This window comes from Niallia sp. (assembly GCF_031978665.1).
GTDB lineage: Bacteria > Bacillota > Bacilli > Bacillales > Cytobacillaceae > Niallia.
This window is the reverse complement of sequence record NZ_DALZDK010000001.1, coordinates 92,327-109,499: the sequence shown is the minus strand read 5'-3', so window position 1 is coordinate 109,499 and position 17,173 is coordinate 92,327. Positions and strand designations below refer to the sequence as shown.

The following is a 17,173-nucleotide window of genomic DNA, read 5'->3' as shown; positions in this document are numbered from 1 at the left end:
TAATATAAAGGGAGCCTGGAATTATCGGAATAGTATCGCCAAATTAGATAGGCCATACCTTCATTTATGAAACTTTTCCAAAATTTAAGCGTTCCCTATACTCACTGTTAAAATCTTTATTCTGAAAACTTTTTCATGTGAACAATTTGGCTTTTTTTGAATAAACTTTTCTTAATAATAGTTTAAAAGTTAGAAAAAATGCTTATCATGCTTTTAGGGAGGTGGCTTTTTGAAGAACCGATTTTCAATTATCTTATTTGGAAGTATTATTTTCCTTGCTTTCATTGGCCTAACTACTAGTTTAATTAAAAATCCTGCTGGATTTTTTCTAAACATTGCTGTCATTTTTGCTGTCGGTGCTATTATTTGGTTCATTTATCGCCATTTCAGTACATCTAGTCCGCAAAAAAAAGAGCAAAAAGCTTTTCTAAAAGCTGCAAAGAAATCAAAGAAACGGCTACAGACAAGAGATAAATCACCAGCAGGACAGCAACACTCAACTAAATCCTCTTCCTTAAAAGCCAATAAGCATAAACGTAATAAGAGTACTGCCCATTTGACTGTTATTGAAGGGAAGAAGAGCAAAAAAAAGAATCGAGCTTCCTTATAATGGGCTCGATTTTTTTTACTCTTTTTTAAGTATGTTGTTTTTTCAATAGGGAAAATGTATTTATAAGAAAGCTGCCCATTAGCTTCACGAAAAGTAACGTGGGTTCAGGATGGAGGTAACTTTTCGATAAGAACTACCACTTCCATTTCTCCAAAAATAAGCACCCTATTTTAATAAGCCCATGTTTTAAAGAATTTCGTTGCACAATCTCTTCCTAATTGCATCAGTTTCACTTGATCTTCTTTCGTAAGAGCAAATTCGGTTGACAATACTCCTTCTGTAGGAACAAAGATAATATTTTTTTCGTGCTTACGGGAAATATACCGGGAATCATGAGCATCTTTCATTGTTTCAAACATTGCGGTAAATAAATCAATTGCATTTAGGATTTTATGTTTCGGATGTTCCTTTATGTTATGACTTAATTTAACACCTAAAACAGGTCTGGTTTTCAGTATATTCTCTTGATCAAATAACCACATAGGAAAATTACTTAGTACACCTCCGTCGACCACCACATTTTTATTTGACTTATTGCCGAGTATCACCGGTTCAAAAAAATATGGAAGACTACAACTCATCCTAATTGCTTTCGCAATCGAAAACGTCTGTGGATCTATTCCATATTTAGGTAAATCATCTGGTAGGATCATTAATACTCCATTGGTTATATCAGAAGCAATAAAGCGTAATGATTGAGGATGAATATCCGCAAATGTTTTTAAGCCTTTTATTGCTAATTTATGTTCAATCCATTTTTCCAGTTCCTCCCCTTTATACAACCCTAACTTCCAATAAAGAAAAAACCATTTTGCAAGTGGAAAAGGAATGAGCAATTGTCTTTCATCTAAAAACGTACTTAAATCCAACTCCTCCAATAATTCCGCAATTTCTCGACTCGTATAACCTGCGGCAATTAAGGCTGCAATGATTGAACCTGCGCTAGTTCCTGCCAGTCTAGCAAATTGAAATCCCCTTTGTTCTATAACCTCGTATGCCCCCACTAATGCTAGCCCTTTAATTCCTCCGCCTGAAAAGACGCCGTCTATATACATGCTATTCACTCCTTTAAACAAGCAAATGGAAATTCGAAAGCTTTGAATGGAATTTGTACCTCTATACTCCAATTTAGTATTCTGAATTGAAAAATAGTACAGCAGACAAGTTAAATGCTCTTTTATTATCTATATAGTATTTGCTTAGAAAGAATGTAGTGAATGCATGTAGGTGTTTAGGCGTTTGTATCAAGCAATTTAGTATATTAACACATAGACTATTTCGAAAGATAAAAAGTGCAAGCACTTGTTTTTCCCGCAAACTCGAAAAAAAAAGCATAAGTTTGTAGAGAAGATTGCGCTTAAGCTAAATGATGAAAAAAGAGGAGGAAACTTTATGCAAAATCATTTCATTCATCCACATGATGTGAGAAGAATACGTCCTGGCTTTGGAATAGGCAGACCCGGTTTTGGCAGACCTGGCTTCGGCGGAGCTGGATTCGGACTTGGATTAGGCTTACTAGGCGGTTTTGCAACAGGTGCATTACTTGCTCCGGCTTTATATGGAGGATATGGCTATCCACCATATGGCTATGGCATCCCACCATATGGGTATTATTAAATATCAAATTGGGATTGGTTTTTTACCTCCCTTTTAAAAGGGGTAATCAAATATATAAGGCTGTGCAACTGCACAGCCTTTATGTAGTTCCAACATAAAGTTTGAACATAACGAATTCTTCCCTTAAGAAGCACAGGACAATTCCATAAACGTTTGATAATTTTCTAGCTGAAATCATCAATAATAACGGCTGCCCAATGGTTACTATTTCTGGTATCTATCCTGTTTAGCTGAATAACCTGAACTTGTTTTTTATAGCATGGTTCATCATGCTTCATCCTGTTAAATTCCTCGTTTTCAAAACTTATCTATCTTGGACAATACTTGAATTATTCACTCTAGACTTGCTATAAACCTTATCATAAAGCTTGATAACGTAATGGCCAAGCAATCCCCCAGTTGTGTTTAGTATTAAGTCATCGACATCGAAATTTCCGATAGTGAAAATAATCTGTAGGCATTCCAAGCTTAAACTCAAACAGAAAGATAGAAATAATACGCTTTTGAACGACATCCCTTTCTTAGGGAATAATAATACTAAAAAAATGCCAAATGGGATAAAAGCGATGATATTCCCAACCAAGTTACTTAAATCATGCCACCCCGACAGATTCTGAATATTAATGAATATTGTTTTAAAGGGGATAAAATTCCCCCTTTGCAATCGGTATATGAGAATATCAGGGTTCCCAAAATTCCTCTCAAGTTGAGATAGGAGAAAGGTCGTATCTCTCCAGCGGAACTTAAATAAAATGATTCTAATTATTGCGTACATATAAAAAACGAATAGTGCATGTACAATTATTCTGTTCCATAATTTCGTTTTTTTCATTCCGTCATCCTTGCCTCCTTATGATTCGTATGTGATGTTTTGGAAAACACTGTCACAATTACACCATCCATATTGTCGCCCGATATCTCCCAACTAAAATTTAATGGAACATCAATGGTCGTATCTTTGGTTACAGGATAATAAGAGATCTCATATTTTTCACCATGTATAGTAGTTGAAATAGACTTTTGTTCTTTTAGGAATTCCAAATATTCTTCTAACGCAAAATTCTTTTCCTCCATAATCACACTGTGCGGCAATCCAACATAACGAATATGCCAAGGTTCATACTGAATGCCTGTAATTGCTGTTTTGTCCTTTGGATATCGTAAAATAAAGCCGTATTTCCAAGCATTTTTTTCGATCCATTTTCCTTCAGGTGCTACCTCCATCTTATTTTGAGTTGATCCTACATCAAGTGATAATCCCAAATTGTGTTCACTATAGCCTGCAGGCAAAGCATAGTCGGCCCCCATCTCCTGGTAAAGCTCACTTTGCTCATCAAAATCTCGGAAGCCACTATTAATCAAAAAATGGTGAACCCCCTCCTTTTCAGCAGCATTTATCATTGTCCTAAATTCCCGTGCTACCTCCTCGGACAATTTAATTTCGTTATCAAGCAATCCATATCCCTTTGTCAAATCTTGATGCGTAAATAAATTTACAACATCTGATTTTATACTCTCTTGATGAACTGGGTATTCATTATTAACCAAGAGTAAATTTCCTTGAAAGACCATTTCTTTAGTAATCTCTATCTTTTGGAAGCTTTCAGAGCTGTCGCTATTATCTAAATGATCTATGTTATTTTTTTCATAGCTTTGTATTTCTTCATTATCTTGAAAAGAAGATTCTTTATTGACAAATGTAAAACTTAGACACAATACTAAAAACAAAAAAAGACCCCACTTTTTCATTTCAAGTTCCTCCTTATTCTTATAGATACTAGAATAGGAAAAACTATTTAAAAAAAGAGTAGGGTAAAGTTTAAATTTTTCTTAAATCCTTTATCAAATTTTTAAACATTGTCCATCGCATCACTTTCCTGTGGCAAACGAACTTCAAATACAGTACGAATTAAACTACTCTCAGCTGTAATCGTTCCATTATGTTGCTCCACAATATTCTTTGCAATAAATAAACCAAGACCTGTACTATCTTCTAGATGAGTCCGTGCTTTGTCTCCTGTATAGAACATATCAAAAAGATACGGAAGTTCATCATGGGGAATGCTATCTCCATAATTAACTACCTGAACAACCACTTCCCCTGAATCAACAAACCCATTAATATCTACAAACTTACCATCATATCCATATCGATTGGCATTGGTTAAAAGATTCTCAAACACCCGAGCTAACATCTCTCCATCCCCCAAAATAGGTAAATTTGGCAGAATATTCGTTCGAGCGATTAAATCGTTTTTTTCGAAAACAGGATACAATTCTTCTTTTAATTGAAGAAGTAGGTCACTTACATTAATTTGCCTCTTTTCAATTGGCAACATGCCATAGTTCATTCTGGTGATTTCGAATAATTCATCAATTAATCTTTCTAATCGCTGAGATTTCGTAAAGGCAATCGTTAAGAAATGTTTGACTTGTTCTTGTGTCAACTTCTCATCTTTCAGGATTAAATCTAAATAACCTAAAACAGAAGTTAGGGGTGTTCGCAAATCATGGGCCAAATTTACAACTAACTGTTCTTTACTATTTTCTGAAAAATCGCCTCTTTGTATTGCTTCTTCTAATTTTTCACTTGCCAGATTAATTGCATGCGCAATATCTCCGAATTCATCATTTGATTGAATATAAACACGATGTTTAAAGTTGCCACTTGCGAGATAGTGGATTCCATTTGATATTTCATTAAAATAAGTTGAATAGGGCTTAATGAGTAAATAGAAAAACAAGATCGAAAGGGAGATAAATAGTAGAAAAAAAACGTTAAAGTCTCCAATACTTCCTATGAATTGACGAAGTGAAGAAAGTGGGTCACCACGACGAACCGCCGAATGATAATAAATCTGAAGTCCCTTAAAGATTAAGTAAGATATTACCCCACTTAAAAGCATACTGAAAGTAAATAATATGGTTATTTTAGCGCGAAAGCTGCGTATAAATTTAGCCATTAAATGTATACCCCACTCCCCAAACTGTTTTAATTAGTTTGTTGTTTCGCTTATCTTCTCCAAGTTTTTTCCGCAGAGTACGAATATGCACCATTACCGTATTAGCCCCTTCAAAGTATGCTTCATCCCACACTTTCCGAAAAATATTTTCTACGCTATACACTTTCTTTGGATGACTGGCTAATAAATACAAAATATCAAACTCTTTCGGCGTTAGCTCGACGTTTTCGCCATAAAGCAAAACGGTCCGCTGATCAGGAGAAATCACTATTTCACCAAATTCCAAGATAGCATTATTCGTTACTTTGGGTTGATTTAGCTTCATAAAGCGCCGCAATTGTGCATTCACACGTGCAACCAATTCAATGGGGGTAAATGGTTTAGTCATATAATCATCTGCTCCAATCACTAATCCATGTACCTTATCGAAATCAGAAGTTTTCGCACTCAAAAAAATGATAGGCATATTATATTGTTCCCGAATCTGACGAGTTACTTCATATCCATCCATTTCCGGCATCATAATATCCAAAATTAGTAAATCAATGACCTGCGTCTGGATAACATGTATAGCTTCTAGTCCATTATGTACTTTAATACAATTGTATCCTTCTCTTTCTAGATGGATGGCAATCAGTTCAGCTATCTCCTCCTCGTCATCAGCAATTAAAATCGATATCTGTTTCATTTATTTCACTCCTATATCAAAGTTACATTTTTAGTATTGTTTATTAATCATGAAACCTTAAAAAGCTGCACACTTCAAAAAGATCAAATGTTTTTGGTGTGGGATTACCTTGTCAGCAATATCTTAACTAACAAGGGATAATGCAGAGCTTGTATTTCTTTTTCTGATATTTTTATGTAAATAAATAATAGTTGTCTTTAATATTGTTTTAAACAGCTTTTAATGTAGAAATTTCTCCTTCTAGAAAGACAGCCTTCTATCCCTTAATCAGCTTTAGAGGTTCTCGTTCTTTTTCACATCAAAAAACACCCCTTCAGATAATCATATCCATAGAGGTGTTTCTTCGCAACTGTATTTAAATATCGCGTCTTTTTATATAATTCATCGTAACTTTATCTTAAACGGACATTTTTCTTTATCGCTTAAGAATTAAAGTCCACATTTTAATTGCGTGTTGCAATTCGTACAAGTATTACATCCACCGATTTCTTCTACAACACCTTTTCGGCAAACAGGACAAGTATCGCCGATTTCTGAACCAATCGTCACGTTTGTTGATTTCAACTCATTTATCGTATCTACAAGAACTACATGTGGTTCTTCACGTTTTTGTGGTTGCTGTGCTTCATCAAATGTGTTTTCTTCCGCTTTTAACGTTAGTACTTGACTATCGCGAGAGCCATCTACATAAACAGTACCGCCTTTAGCCCCGCCACGATATAATCTTTCATATACTTTTTGAACTTGCTCTACACTGTATCCTTTTGGCGCGTTTACCGTTTTACTAATAGAACTGTCAATCCATCTTTGGATGATACATTGAACATCAGCATGTGCCTCAGGAGCAAGATCCATCGCTGCAACGAACCAATTTGGAAGATTATTTGGATCTGTTTCTGGATGAGCATCTAAATATTCTTGAACAATATCAGCTTTCACCTCAATAAATTTTCCAAGTCTTCCACTTCGGAAATAAGAGAAGGAGAAGTACGGCTCAAGTCCAGTTGATACCCCAACCATCGTTCCTGTGCTGCCTGTAGGTGCTACTGTTAATAAATGAGAATTACGGATACCATATTGAAGAATATCTTCTCTAATATCCTCAGGCATTTTTTTCATGTAGCCAGTATGAATAAAGGCACTACGTAGTTTCGCTTCCTCATCTTTCGATGCTGCATTCAAGAATGGGAAACTGCCCTTCTCTTTTGCTAACTCAATGGATGCTCTATATGCAGTAGTAGCTATTGTTTCAAATACTTTATCTACTAATACATTACCCTCTTCACTACCGTATTCTGTTTCACAGTAAATTAGTAAATCATGAAGCCCCATAACACCAAGACCGACGCGACGTTCTCCAAGGGCTTGCTTTTTATTCTCTTCCAAGAAGTAAGGTGTAGCATCGATAACGTTATCCTGCATTCTTACGCCTATTTCTACTGTTTGCTTTAGCTTTTCAAAATTAACTGTTTTATTTTCCTTATCTGCCATTTCTGCAAGGTTAACAGCAGCTAAGTTACATACGCTAAATGGTGCTAATGGCTGCTCGCCACAAGGGTTTGTAGCAACAACTTTTTGACCATAGCTAGTTGCATTTGTCATTTCATTCGCATTATCAATAAAGAAAATTCCTGGCTCTGCAGAATAAGTTGCACAGATATTAATTAAGTTCCATAATTCTTTCGCTTTAATTTTGCGATAAACACGGACTTTATTTCCTTCTGCTTCCCATTCTCTTACATCTCCAACTTTATGCCATTCTTCGTTATAATGTTGCATTTGCTCCTTATCATAGCTTTCAACATCTGGGAAACGAAGTGCATACTCCTCATCCTTCTCCACTGCATCCATAAATTCATTTGTTAAGCAGACAGAAATGTTTGCCCCTGTTAAAAATTCAGATTGATGGACAGCATAAGTTCCGCCACTTGATAGTTTTTCTTCTGCATCTCGGAAAATACCCTCATTAAAACCACCATGACCAGGGATATTTTTATAATTAAGAATGCCTTGATACATAGAGCGTTCTTGTTCAGTTAATGGCGTAAATTTCAATTTATCTTGTGCATATTTTTTAATTGTTTCATCTTGTGTATTTTCAATCAAGAAACGTAAAATGCGCGGATTTTGCATTTTCGAAATAATGAATTCGATAATATCTGGATGCCAATCTGCTAGCATAATCATTTGTGCACCACGCTATTTGTTACTCACTTCATTGAAGTGGGGATGGTCATTTCTGCCACCCTCTCATACTTTCATATGAGAGCAGACTATATCATCAAAGAAGATTAATCAATTCCTCTTTGTCTCGTGCCTCATAACGACGTCTCCGCTTGTTATGATTTACTCCTTCCTTCGCTCCCAATATTATACCCTCTTTGTACTATAGGGTCATTTTACTGGTAACTTTAGGAAGTTTCAATAGTCGTTGAACCTTTATCTTCGTTTCCAAAGACACTTGGCTGCTGATTGCCCAATCTTTATCATTTTTAAACCATCACGCTCACCGTTACCAGTCACGTTGTGGTTGATAAAGCTCTAAGGGTGTTCCAGCAATTCACGAGATTTTAATCCCGCCGTTATAGGTTAACGGGATCCGCCTTGTTCTACTAAATGAGTTAGCTTTGCAATATCATCCAACCAAGAAACAGAACCAGATGATTTACCATTAACGCCTCTTGCTAAAGTATTGCGAGGTCTTAATGTAGATCCATTTGTTCCAACACCGCCACCACGGCTCATAATTTCCATAACCTGCTTACGATGTTCGGAAATACCTTCTCTTGAATCCTGTACAAACGGCATTACGTAACAGTTAAAGTACGTAACATCCGTGCCTGCTCCCGCTCCATATAGAACACGACCTGCCGGAATGAAATTTAAGTTAACCAGTTCACTGTAAAACTTCTCGAACCATTCTTTTCGTTTCTCTTCCGTTTTTTCTACTGATGCTAAGCCAGTAGCATTCCGTTTTGCAATTTGCTCGTAATAAATTTCCAACGGTTTTTCGATGACATCTAATGAACGAACAATTACACCCGTTTCTCCCTCTTCACCTTCAAGCACACCACGGTAATCCTCTTCGACTAATACTTTTGCTGTATTTAGAATATGATCAATTTCTTGAATGAAACCTAATCCCCTTGCTGGGAACTTAGGATCTTCTTTAATAGTTAACACAACGAAATCGCCAGCAGATAACGTAATTTTCTCTGTATCTTTATACGTATAACGGTCAAGCATGACAAGTCGAGAAACGCCTTTATGAGTTAGTTTCATATCTGGAGTAATCGGATGAACCTCCGGAAATAAAGCAATATCCTTATTCAGCTTTTCTTTATCTACTTTCAAACCTTGACTTAACATTACTGACATAAACACAACCCCTTCATTCATATAAAAAATAGAGCAGATACTAATAGTTGATGGAAAATAATCTTTGTATATAAATCTATAATTAGATATCTAGCATTTTTAGTAATACCCTTAAACTATCACATCAAACACATAAAATCAATATATAGTATTAATTATAAAAACAAACGCCTATATGTTGTGTGCATTTTCAATATCTGCCGATTTGTCAAACGACGAAAAAAAGTAGATTTTAAAGAAAAAGAAAGAGATACATAGATAATCTGACAAAAAAAAAGAAATTCCGTCCTTTTTCGCACTTGCTAAATATAAGAAGGGATAACCCATTGATATAATCCTGTTTCTCTATAACTTTGCTCTCCAAAAAAATTTTTCGACAGTCAAAAATGAGACTGCACCTTTGCTTTTTTTCTTTTAAACCGAACTTTTCGCACAATTAAAACACGAAATTCTAAAAAAAGAATTTCGTGTTCAAAAATTGCGACAAATTTCATCGTCTAAAATTCCATTCATCACTCTCATATTTTTCTTTTGCTATTTTATCTACGTATTCTACTTCTTTGTCACTTAATTGATAATTTTCTAATTGAATATTTAAGCCTTCTTCAAAGCCTTTTTTAAAAGCTACTTTCGCCATGTCAATAGTGATATTTCTAGATGTTAAATCATTAATTGCAACAGCTTTGCTCTTAAAAGCCTTTTGCATTCTTTCTTTTACTCGGTCATTTGGATACTTAAATAAACGGAATAGTTTATCCTCATCTAAGTCTAATAAAATAGAACCATGCTGCAAAATGACGCCCTGCTGTCTAGTCTGTGCACTTCCAGCAACTTTTCTGCCTTCTACAACTAATTCATACCAGCTAGGAGCATCAAAACATACAGCTGACCTCGGACTTTTTAAATTATTTTTTTGCTCCTCTGTTTTTGGTACAGAAAAGTAGGCATCTAATTCTAGAAAGTGAAAACCTTTTAAAATACCTTCTGAAATTACTCGGTACGCTTCTGTTACTGTCGTAGGCATATTGGGATGTTCTTCTGAAACAATCACACTGTATGTCAATTCATGTTCATGGAGAACACCTCTTCCACCTGTTGGTCTTCTTACAAATCCAAGACCTAGTTCTTTCACTGCCTCTAAGTCAATTTCTTTCTCTACCTTCTGAAAATATCCAATAGATAAAGTAGCAGGATTCCAACCATAAAAACGAATCACCGGCGGAAAAATCCCTTTAGAATGCCATTCTAATAAAGCTTCGTCTAATGCCATATTAAAAGAAGGAGAATGATTGCCTGAATCAATAAATCTCCATGTTTCTTTTATCATTTTGAACCCTCTTTTTATGTAAAATGTACACCTGAATTCTTACTAAGGATATCAAAAAGAAAGAGTATTTGAAAGTAACTTGCATGGAAAAAGAATGACACTTATCTGTATGCACTTTAAGAACCATGGAATGTTAATGATATTGTAAGTATTTACTTTACTACTATAAGGGTTGATAGATATAATAGAGATAGTGTAAGTAATTGAAAGGAGAAATGAGAATTGACAACGATTTATACTCTTCTCATCGTTTTAGTCGCATTCCTTGTATATTCCGTGGTTATGTGGCTGTATCAACGTCGTATTGTAAAAACTGTAAGCCAGGATGAATTTCGACAAGGCTACAGAAAGGCACAGTTAATTGACGTACGTGAACCAAACGAATATGAAGCAGGTCATGTACTTGGTGCAAGAAACATTCCACTATCGCAGCTAAAGATGAGAAAAAGTGAAATCCGTCCTGATAAACCAGTATTTTTATACTGTCAAAATGGGATGAGAAGCGGAAGAGCTGCTCAATTTCTATATCGTAAAGGATATAAAGATTTAACCCAACTAGAAGGCGGATTCAAAAAGTGGACTGGTAAAATCAAAGCAAAAAAATAATAATATTCTAACTAGGAATTATTATATAGAAGAAGCTGATGTCTAAAAGACATCAGCTTCTTTCATGGTTCGAATTTATATTTTTTTACTTTATATAACGGAGAACAGGTTTTCTTGCTGCTAACGTTTCATCCAAACGGTTAATTACTGTCGTATGAGGAGCTTCCTGAACGATTTCAGGTGTTTCTTCTGCCTCCTTAGCAATTTGAATCATCGCATCGATAAAGCTATCTAGCGTTTCTTTAGACTCTGTTTCTGTTGGCTCAATCATAATACATTCTTCCACATTTAACGGGAAATAAATAGTTGGCGGATGATAGCCAAAATCAAGAAGTCTCTTTGCGATGTCTAATGTGCGAACTCCTAATTTTTTTTGTCTTCTTCCACTTAACACAAATTCATGTTTACAATGGCGGTCAAATGGTAAATCATAATAGGCAGATAGTCTTCGCATCATATAATTTGCATTTAATACCGCATTCTCTGTAACAGCTTTTAAGCCATCAGGACCCATGGAACGTATATAAGTATACGCACGGACATTTATTCCAAAATTACCATAATAAGGTTTAATTCTACCGATGGATTGTGGTCTATCATAATCTAAGACAAATTCTTCTCCTACCTTTGTCAAAACTGGCTTTGGTAGAAATGGTATTAAATCAGCTTTTACCCCTACTGGCCCGGACCCTGGTCCACCTCCACCATGTGGTCCTGTAAAGGTTTTATGCAGATTTAAATGAACGACATCGAAGCCCATATCTCCAGGTCTTGCTTTTGAGAGAACTGCATTTAGATTTGCGCCATCATAATATAATTTTCCGCCTGCATGATGGACAATTTCTGCCATTTCTAAAATATTTTCTTCAAATAGACCTAGAGTATTAGGATTTGTTAACATTAACGCTGCAGTATCTTCTCCTACTACTCGCTTTAAATCCTCTAAATCTACTAATCCATGTTCATTTGATTTTACTGTTACTGTTTCTAGCCCAGCAACTGTTGCCGAAGCAGGATTGGTTCCATGAGCAGAATCTGGGACAATTACCTTAGTGCGATGAGTATCCCCATTCGCTTCATGAAAAGCTCTAATCAGCATTAATCCAGTCCACTCACCATGAGCACCTGCAGCTGGTTGTAGCGTCACTTCATCCATTCCTGTTATTTCAACAAGATGCTGCTGCAAGTCATACATTAGCTCTAATGCTCCTTGTACTGATGACTCTTCTTGTAATGGATGAATATGAGCAAAGCCATTAAATCTCGCGACATTTTCATTTATTTTCGGATTATATTTCATCGTACATGAACCTAATGGATAAAAGCCGGAATCTAAGCCGTGATTTCGTTTTGATAGGGCTGTATAATGGCGCATAATATCTAATTCAGATACTTCTGGTAATCCTGGATTTTCTTCTCTAATATAATCATTCGGTAACAGCTCAGTAAGGTCTACTGTGGGAATATCCATTTCTGGTAAACTATAACCTATTCTGCCTGGTGTACTGCTTTCAAAGATAAGAGGTTGATTTTGATTAGACATGATAATCCTCCATTTCTGCTACGAATTCATCCATTTCTTCCTTTGTACGCAATTCAGTTACGGCTATTAGCATATGGTTTTCTAGTTGTTCGAAGTCTCTTCCTAAATCATAGCCACCAATTATACCTATTTCTAATAACGCACGATTAATAGCAGAAATAGAAGAATTACATTTAATAATAAATTCATTAAAGGATGGTCCTTCAAAAACAATTTCAAAGCCCGCCTCTTTTAATCTTGTTTTTACATAATGTGCCTTCTGAATATTAGCAACAGCTATCTCCTTCACCCCGTGCTTTCCGAGTGCTGTCATCGCAACTGAAGCAGCTAAAGCATTAAGTGCTTGGTTGGAACAAATATTAGAAGTTGCCTTATCACGGCGTATATGCTGCTCCCTAGCCTGAAGAGTTAAAACAAATCCTCTTTGACCATTTTCATCTACCGTTTGTCCTACTAAACGACCAGGAACCTTTCGCATTAATTTAGATGTAACAGCAAAATAACCACAGTGTGGACCACCAAAACCCATTGGAATACCAAATGGCTGTGCGTCTCCCACTACAATATCAGCTTGGAAATTACCTGGAGGTGTTAGAGCACCTAATGCTAACGGATTGCTTGATACAACAAATAATGATTTATGGGCATGTATAATTGCTTCCAGCTCTTTTAAAGGTTCAATTCTACCAAAGAAATTCGGATATTGAATCATCACAGCTGCAACCTGATCATCCATCATTGTCTTTAACATTTCCATATCTGTTACTCCATCATGATGTGGAACTTCTACCACTTCAATGTATTGACCCTTCGCATACGTTTTTACTACTTCTTTTGCTTCTGGATGGGTCGTACTTGAAAGAAGGATTTTTTTACGTTTCGTCGTACCGGCACTCAACATGCCAGCCTCCGCTAGTGCGGTTGCTCCATCGTACATAGAGGAGTTCGCTACATCCATTCCTGTTAATTCACAAATCATTGTCTGGAATTCGAAAATAGCCTGTAATTCCCCCTGTGATATCTCTGGCTGATACGGGGTATAAGCCGTATAAAATTCTGAGCGTGAAAGAACATGATCTACAATTACAGGCGAATAGTGATCATAAACTCCTGCTCCAAGAAAAGAAACATTTGCTTTTGCGTCAGCATTTTTTTGGGCAAGCTTTGTTAATTCTTTCAATAAAGCAGATTCACTTTTTGCAGGTTTAATTTGATAGCTTCCTTTAAAGCGCACTTTTTCTGGAATATCCGAAAATAATTCCTCTACTGAACTTACTCCTATTGTTTCAAGCATTTCCTTTTGATCTTGTTCTGTCATCGGTAAATAGCGATGCTTCATTCGTTTTTCCCCCAGTCATTAGCCCATTTTTTTCTACTATTTTTTAGAAAATAGCCTTTAGAAATTATTTTCGTTTATAAAAAGGTGTATTGATAACCTTTGCCTTCAAATACTTTCCTCTAATTTCTACTTCCACCTCTGTATCCAACGAAGCATAATCTACTTGAATTAATGCAAGACCAATATTTTTCTTTAAGGTCGGTGACTGTGTACCCGTGGTAACTACTCCGATACATTTTCCGTTCGCAAATACTTTATAACCATGTCTTGGAATACCTCTGTCTGACATTTCAAGACCAACTAACCTTCTTGTTAACCCTTCTTCTTTTTGCTTTTTTAAGGCTTCCTTCCCAATAAAGTCCGTTTCTTTGTTTAACTTAACCGCAAAACCAATTCCAGCCTCAAGAGGTGTAATGTCTGCCGATAATTCTTGACCGTATAAAGCAAGTGTTGCTTCAAATCGTAAAGTATCCCTTGCACCTAAGCCACAAGGAAGAACACCTAACTCTTCTCCTGCAGTCAATATTTCTCTCCACAAATGCTTGGCATCTCCACTATGACAATAAATTTCGAAACCATCCTCGCCAGTATAGCCGGTGCGTGATAAGAGAACTTCTTTACCTGCTATATTCACCTTATTCTTAAATTGAAAATACTTAATTTCAGCATAATCAATAAGTGGATTCAAACGCTTAAGTATTTTTTCCGCTAACGGACCTTGAAGTGCTAATTGGGCGAAATCTTCTGATAAATCAATCAAGCTTACCTCTCCACTAACATGTTTTTGTAGCCATTCGTAATCCTTTTCAATATTCGATGCATTTACTACCAACAAATAGTGATTATCTGCAAGCTTATATGTTAATAAATCATCTACTGTTCCGCCACTCTCATAGCACATTGCAGAATATTGAGCAGCATTAGTTTTTATTTTTGCTATATCGTTTGTTAAAACCTTTTGAAGAAAGGGTAAGCTATCTTTTCCCTTTACTTCGATCTCCCCCATATGAGATACATCAAATAAGCCAGCTTTTGTTCGCACAGCCTCATGCTCCTGCTTTATGCCTGAGAATTGAACCGGTAAATCCCAGCCTCCGAAATCTATTGTCTTACCGCCGTACTCTTTATACACCTCATATAATGGTGTTTGCTTTAATAAAGTCAATGAACAACACTCCAATTCCATATGTATTAGACATTTTCATTTGTTGTATTTAAAGAATTACAACAAAAAAAGACAGAAACCCCCCTTTATAAAAAGTAAGGTCTCTGTCCTTGCACCTGAAAGTTTACCGATGATAATATCGGCTGTCCCCTTTGGTGGCTCACATTTATACTGTAAGCACTCTCCAGAGCTGCGTCCAAATAGAGTTCTTTTGCCTGAGAGATTCACAAAGAATCTTTGCTTGCTCCTTCGGCGCTACGAATGTAGTCTCTCCCCTATTTCTCATCCGCGATTCATAAAATTTTTTCAGTTGGTCATACTAAATACTACCTGCTAAAAATAATTAGCTATCCCAAAAAGTAAAAATACGATTGTTTTTTATCTATTCAACTTAAATGTTCATGTTTTATTCAAATATAATGAAATTGTGACAAAATTAAAAACTTTTTTACCCTTTTATCCTAACATCCGAACGATAAGGTGGCAATATATTTTTGTGTTTTTACTAGCTTTCTTTTTACATTTTCTTTAATACATATTTTACATATCGGCTTACCAATTGACATAAGAAAGGAAGACTGCATATGACCTTGCAAATCCATTTTGACGATTCATGGAATGATCAGCTACTAAAACGAATTTCTGATGATGGTCCGTGGGCAAACTGGGAACTATATAAGCTTGCTGTAGAAGTGGAAAAACAAAATATCATTCCAGACTTTGAAGGTCTTCAAGCTCCAAAATATCTTTCCGATCTTTCGCCATTGCCTCATCAATTAGAGGTTGCCAAAAAGGTAATAGAGGATATGAATGGAAAAGCTATTTTAGCAGATGAAGTTGGGCTTGGTAAAACGATTGAAGCAGGATTAATTCTTAAAGAATATATGATTCGTGGATTAGTAAAAAAAGTGTTAATTTTAGTTCCTGCTTCCCTTGTTACTCAGTGGGCTTTCGAGTTAAACAGCAAATTCTACATTCCTGCAATGGTTCAGCGCAAAAGTTATGTGTGGGAGCAATGCGATATTGTTGTTTCCTCTATCGATACGGCAAAAAGACAGCCTCATCGGGATATCATATACAATCAGGATTATGACTTGGTCATTATCGATGAAGCCCATAAACTTAAAAATAACAAAACCAAAAACTATGAATTTGTCCAGAATTTAAAAAAGAAATTCTGTTTACTATTAACTGCGACCCCTATCCAAAACAGGGTTAGTGAAATTTTCAATTTAGTATCTTTACTGAAACCAGGACATCTTGGCAGTGAATCATCCTTCTACGAGAAATATAAAAAAGATGCTCGTTCTATTGATGATGATGAGAATTTAAAAGCATTAGTCAATAAAGTGATGATTAGAAACAGACGTCATGATACTGGAATTGAATGGACGAAACGAATCGTAGAGGCAGTACCTATAGAATTTTCAAATGATGAAAGAGCATTATATGAAGCCATTATGGAATTAAGAACCGATAACTATACATCAAATGATATCGAAAATAACAGAAGTTCTTTTTCCATGATTACATTACAACGAGAAGCTTGCTCAAGTAGAGAAGCTGTTTATTACACATTACAAAATATGTTAAAAAAGGTGGAAAACCCAACACCTGAATTCCAGCAAAAAATACAAGAACTTGTTAAAAAAGTAGAAGCTATCCAGCAAAATTCAAAAGCAATGAAAGCATTGGAGCTTATTAAGAAAATTAATGATAAAGTAATCATCTTTACTGAATATAGAGCAACTCAATTATATTTACAATGGTTTTTGAAGCAGCATGGGATTACATCTGTTCCCTTTCGCGGCGGATTCAAACGGGGAAAGAAAGATTGGATGCGAGACCTGTTCCAAAATCATGCCCAAGTTTTAATTGCAACAGAAGCCGGCGGAGAAGGTATCAACCTCCAATTCTGTCACCATATTATTAACTTT

The 17,173-nt window shown here is 35.8% G+C and carries 13 protein-coding genes, 2 pseudogenes and 2 riboswitches; of the genes and pseudogenes, 4 read left to right on the top strand and 11 right to left on the bottom strand.

Translation table 11 applies throughout. From position 1 onward, the window contains the following. Positions 1-229 precede the first annotated feature (229 nt). Positions 230-610 (top strand): SA1362 family protein, encoded by a 381-nt coding sequence (locus RTL21_RS00550; protein WP_312092252.1) that lies wholly within the window; start codon positions 230-232, stop codon positions 608-610. Between the two features lie 170 nt (positions 611-780). On the opposite strand, the gene RTL21_RS00545 is transcribed toward RTL21_RS00550, so the two are convergent. Beyond that, complete coding sequence (locus tag RTL21_RS00545) at positions 781-1,665, bottom strand: patatin-like phospholipase family protein (RefSeq protein ID WP_312092251.1); 885 nt, start codon at positions 1,663-1,665, stop codon at positions 781-783. 337 nt (positions 1,666-2,002) lie between these two features. On the opposite strand from RTL21_RS00545, the gene RTL21_RS00540 reads away from it, so the two are divergent. Then, entirely contained in the window at positions 2,003-2,227 is a 225-nt protein-coding gene (locus RTL21_RS00540) for a spore coat protein (RefSeq protein WP_312092250.1), read from the top strand. A gap of 304 nt (positions 2,228-2,531) precedes the next feature. Here the strand turns inward: RTL21_RS00540 and RTL21_RS23185 are convergent, their stop codons facing one another. The 7 genes and pseudogenes from RTL21_RS23185 to RTL21_RS00510 all read right to left on the bottom strand — a co-directional run bounded on the left by RTL21_RS23185 (position 2,532) and on the right by RTL21_RS00510 (position 10,583). After that, positions 2,532-3,002: a VanZ family protein gene (locus tag RTL21_RS23185; protein WP_396954404.1), complete on the bottom strand. Its 471-nt coding sequence runs from the start codon at positions 3,000-3,002 to the stop codon at positions 2,532-2,534. A gap of 53 nt (positions 3,003-3,055) precedes the next feature. Then, the gene (gene vanY / locus RTL21_RS00535) at positions 3,056-3,976 is read right to left on the bottom strand and encodes a VanY-A/VanY-F/VanY-M family D-Ala-D-Ala carboxypeptidase (protein ID WP_312092248.1); all 921 of its coding nucleotides are present in this window, start codon (positions 3,974-3,976) and stop codon (positions 3,056-3,058) included. Positions 3,977-4,077: 101 nt separating this feature from the next. Beyond that, complete coding sequence (locus RTL21_RS00530) at positions 4,078-5,190, bottom strand: HAMP domain-containing sensor histidine kinase (protein ID WP_312092246.1); 1,113 nt, start codon at positions 5,188-5,190, stop codon at positions 4,078-4,080. Then, positions 5,183-5,878, bottom strand: a complete 696-nt coding sequence (gene vanR / locus RTL21_RS00525) for a vancomycin resistance response regulator transcription factor, VanR-F/VanR-M family (RefSeq protein ID WP_312092244.1) — start codon at positions 5,876-5,878, stop codon at positions 5,183-5,185. The genes RTL21_RS00530 and vanR overlap by 8 nt, the downstream gene beginning before the upstream one ends. 429 nt (positions 5,879-6,307) lie before the next feature. Next, positions 6,308-8,077, bottom strand: a pseudogene (locus RTL21_RS00520) (vitamin B12-dependent ribonucleotide reductase); the annotation flags it as partial. A 393-nt stretch (positions 8,078-8,470) separates the two neighbouring features. Further along, positions 8,471-9,256 (bottom strand): annotated as a pseudogene (locus RTL21_RS00515) (ribonucleotide reductase N-terminal alpha domain-containing protein); the annotation flags it as partial. A gap of 490 nt (positions 9,257-9,746) precedes the next feature. Beyond that, entirely contained in the window at positions 9,747-10,583 is an 837-nt protein-coding gene (locus RTL21_RS00510) for a lipoate--protein ligase family protein (protein ID WP_312092242.1), read from the bottom strand. A gap of 222 nt (positions 10,584-10,805) precedes the next feature. On the opposite strand from RTL21_RS00510, the gene RTL21_RS00505 reads away from it, so the two are divergent. After that, positions 10,806-11,189 carry a rhodanese-like domain-containing protein gene (locus RTL21_RS00505; protein ID WP_312092240.1) on the top strand — a complete coding sequence of 128 codons (384 nt, stop codon included), beginning with the start codon at positions 10,806-10,808 and terminating at the stop codon, positions 11,187-11,189. An 85-nt stretch (positions 11,190-11,274) separates the two neighbouring features. Here RTL21_RS00505 and gcvPB read toward each other — a convergent pair whose 3' ends face one another. The 3 genes from gcvPB to gcvT form a co-directional block, all read right to left on the bottom strand. After that, on the bottom strand, positions 11,275-12,732 hold the full coding sequence (gene gcvPB, locus RTL21_RS00500) for an aminomethyl-transferring glycine dehydrogenase subunit GcvPB (protein ID WP_312092238.1): 1,458 nt from the start codon (positions 12,730-12,732) through the stop codon (positions 11,275-11,277). After that, positions 12,725-14,071 (bottom strand): aminomethyl-transferring glycine dehydrogenase subunit GcvPA, encoded by a 1,347-nt coding sequence (gene gcvPA / locus RTL21_RS00495; protein WP_312092236.1) that lies wholly within the window; start codon positions 14,069-14,071, stop codon positions 12,725-12,727. Before gcvPA ends, gcvPB begins: the two co-directional genes overlap by 8 nt. Before the next feature lie 64 nt (positions 14,072-14,135). Then, complete coding sequence (gcvT, locus tag RTL21_RS00490) at positions 14,136-15,257, bottom strand: glycine cleavage system aminomethyltransferase GcvT (protein WP_312092234.1); 1,122 nt, start codon at positions 15,255-15,257, stop codon at positions 14,136-14,138. Positions 15,258-15,338: 81 nt separating this feature from the next. After that, positions 15,339-15,426: riboswitch (glycine riboswitch) on the bottom strand. Positions 15,427-15,429: 3 nt separating this feature from the next. Then, positions 15,430-15,522: riboswitch (glycine riboswitch) on the bottom strand. A 298-nt stretch (positions 15,523-15,820) separates the two neighbouring features. Here gcvT and RTL21_RS00485 point away from each other — a divergent pair. Then, on the top strand, positions 15,821-17,173 hold a 1,353-nt coding region (locus tag RTL21_RS00485), incomplete at its 3' end, for a DEAD/DEAH box helicase (RefSeq protein ID WP_312092232.1).

Excerpts from the sequence above, each read along its gene's own strand:
- gcvT (WP_312092234.1), bottom strand. The coding sequence starts at position 15,257 with ATGGAATTGGAGTGTTGTTCATTGACTTTATTAAAGCAAACACCATTA.
- RTL21_RS00540 (WP_312092250.1), top strand. The coding sequence starts at position 2,003 with ATGCAAAATCATTTCATTCATCCACATGATGTGAGAAGAATACGTCCT.
- gcvPB (WP_312092238.1), bottom strand. The coding sequence starts at position 12,732 with ATGTCTAATCAAAATCAACCTCTTATCTTTGAAAGCAGTACACCAGGC.
- vanR (WP_312092244.1), bottom strand. The coding sequence starts at position 5,878 with ATGAAACAGATATCGATTTTAATTGCTGATGACGAGGAGGAGATAGCT.
- RTL21_RS23185 (WP_396954404.1), bottom strand. The coding sequence starts at position 3,002 with ATGTACGCAATAATTAGAATCATTTTATTTAAGTTCCGCTGGAGAGAT.
- vanY (WP_312092248.1), bottom strand. The coding sequence starts at position 3,976 with ATGAAAAAGTGGGGTCTTTTTTTGTTTTTAGTATTGTGTCTAAGTTTT.
- RTL21_RS00530 (WP_312092246.1), bottom strand. The coding sequence starts at position 5,190 with ATGGCTAAATTTATACGCAGCTTTCGCGCTAAAATAACCATATTATTT.
- gcvPA (WP_312092236.1), bottom strand. The coding sequence starts at position 14,071 with ATGAAGCATCGCTATTTACCGATGACAGAACAAGATCAAAAGGAAATG.
- RTL21_RS00510 (WP_312092242.1), bottom strand. The coding sequence starts at position 10,583 with ATGATAAAAGAAACATGGAGATTTATTGATTCAGGCAATCATTCTCCT.
- RTL21_RS00545 (WP_312092251.1), bottom strand. The coding sequence starts at position 1,665 with ATGTATATAGACGGCGTCTTTTCAGGCGGAGGAATTAAAGGGCTAGCA.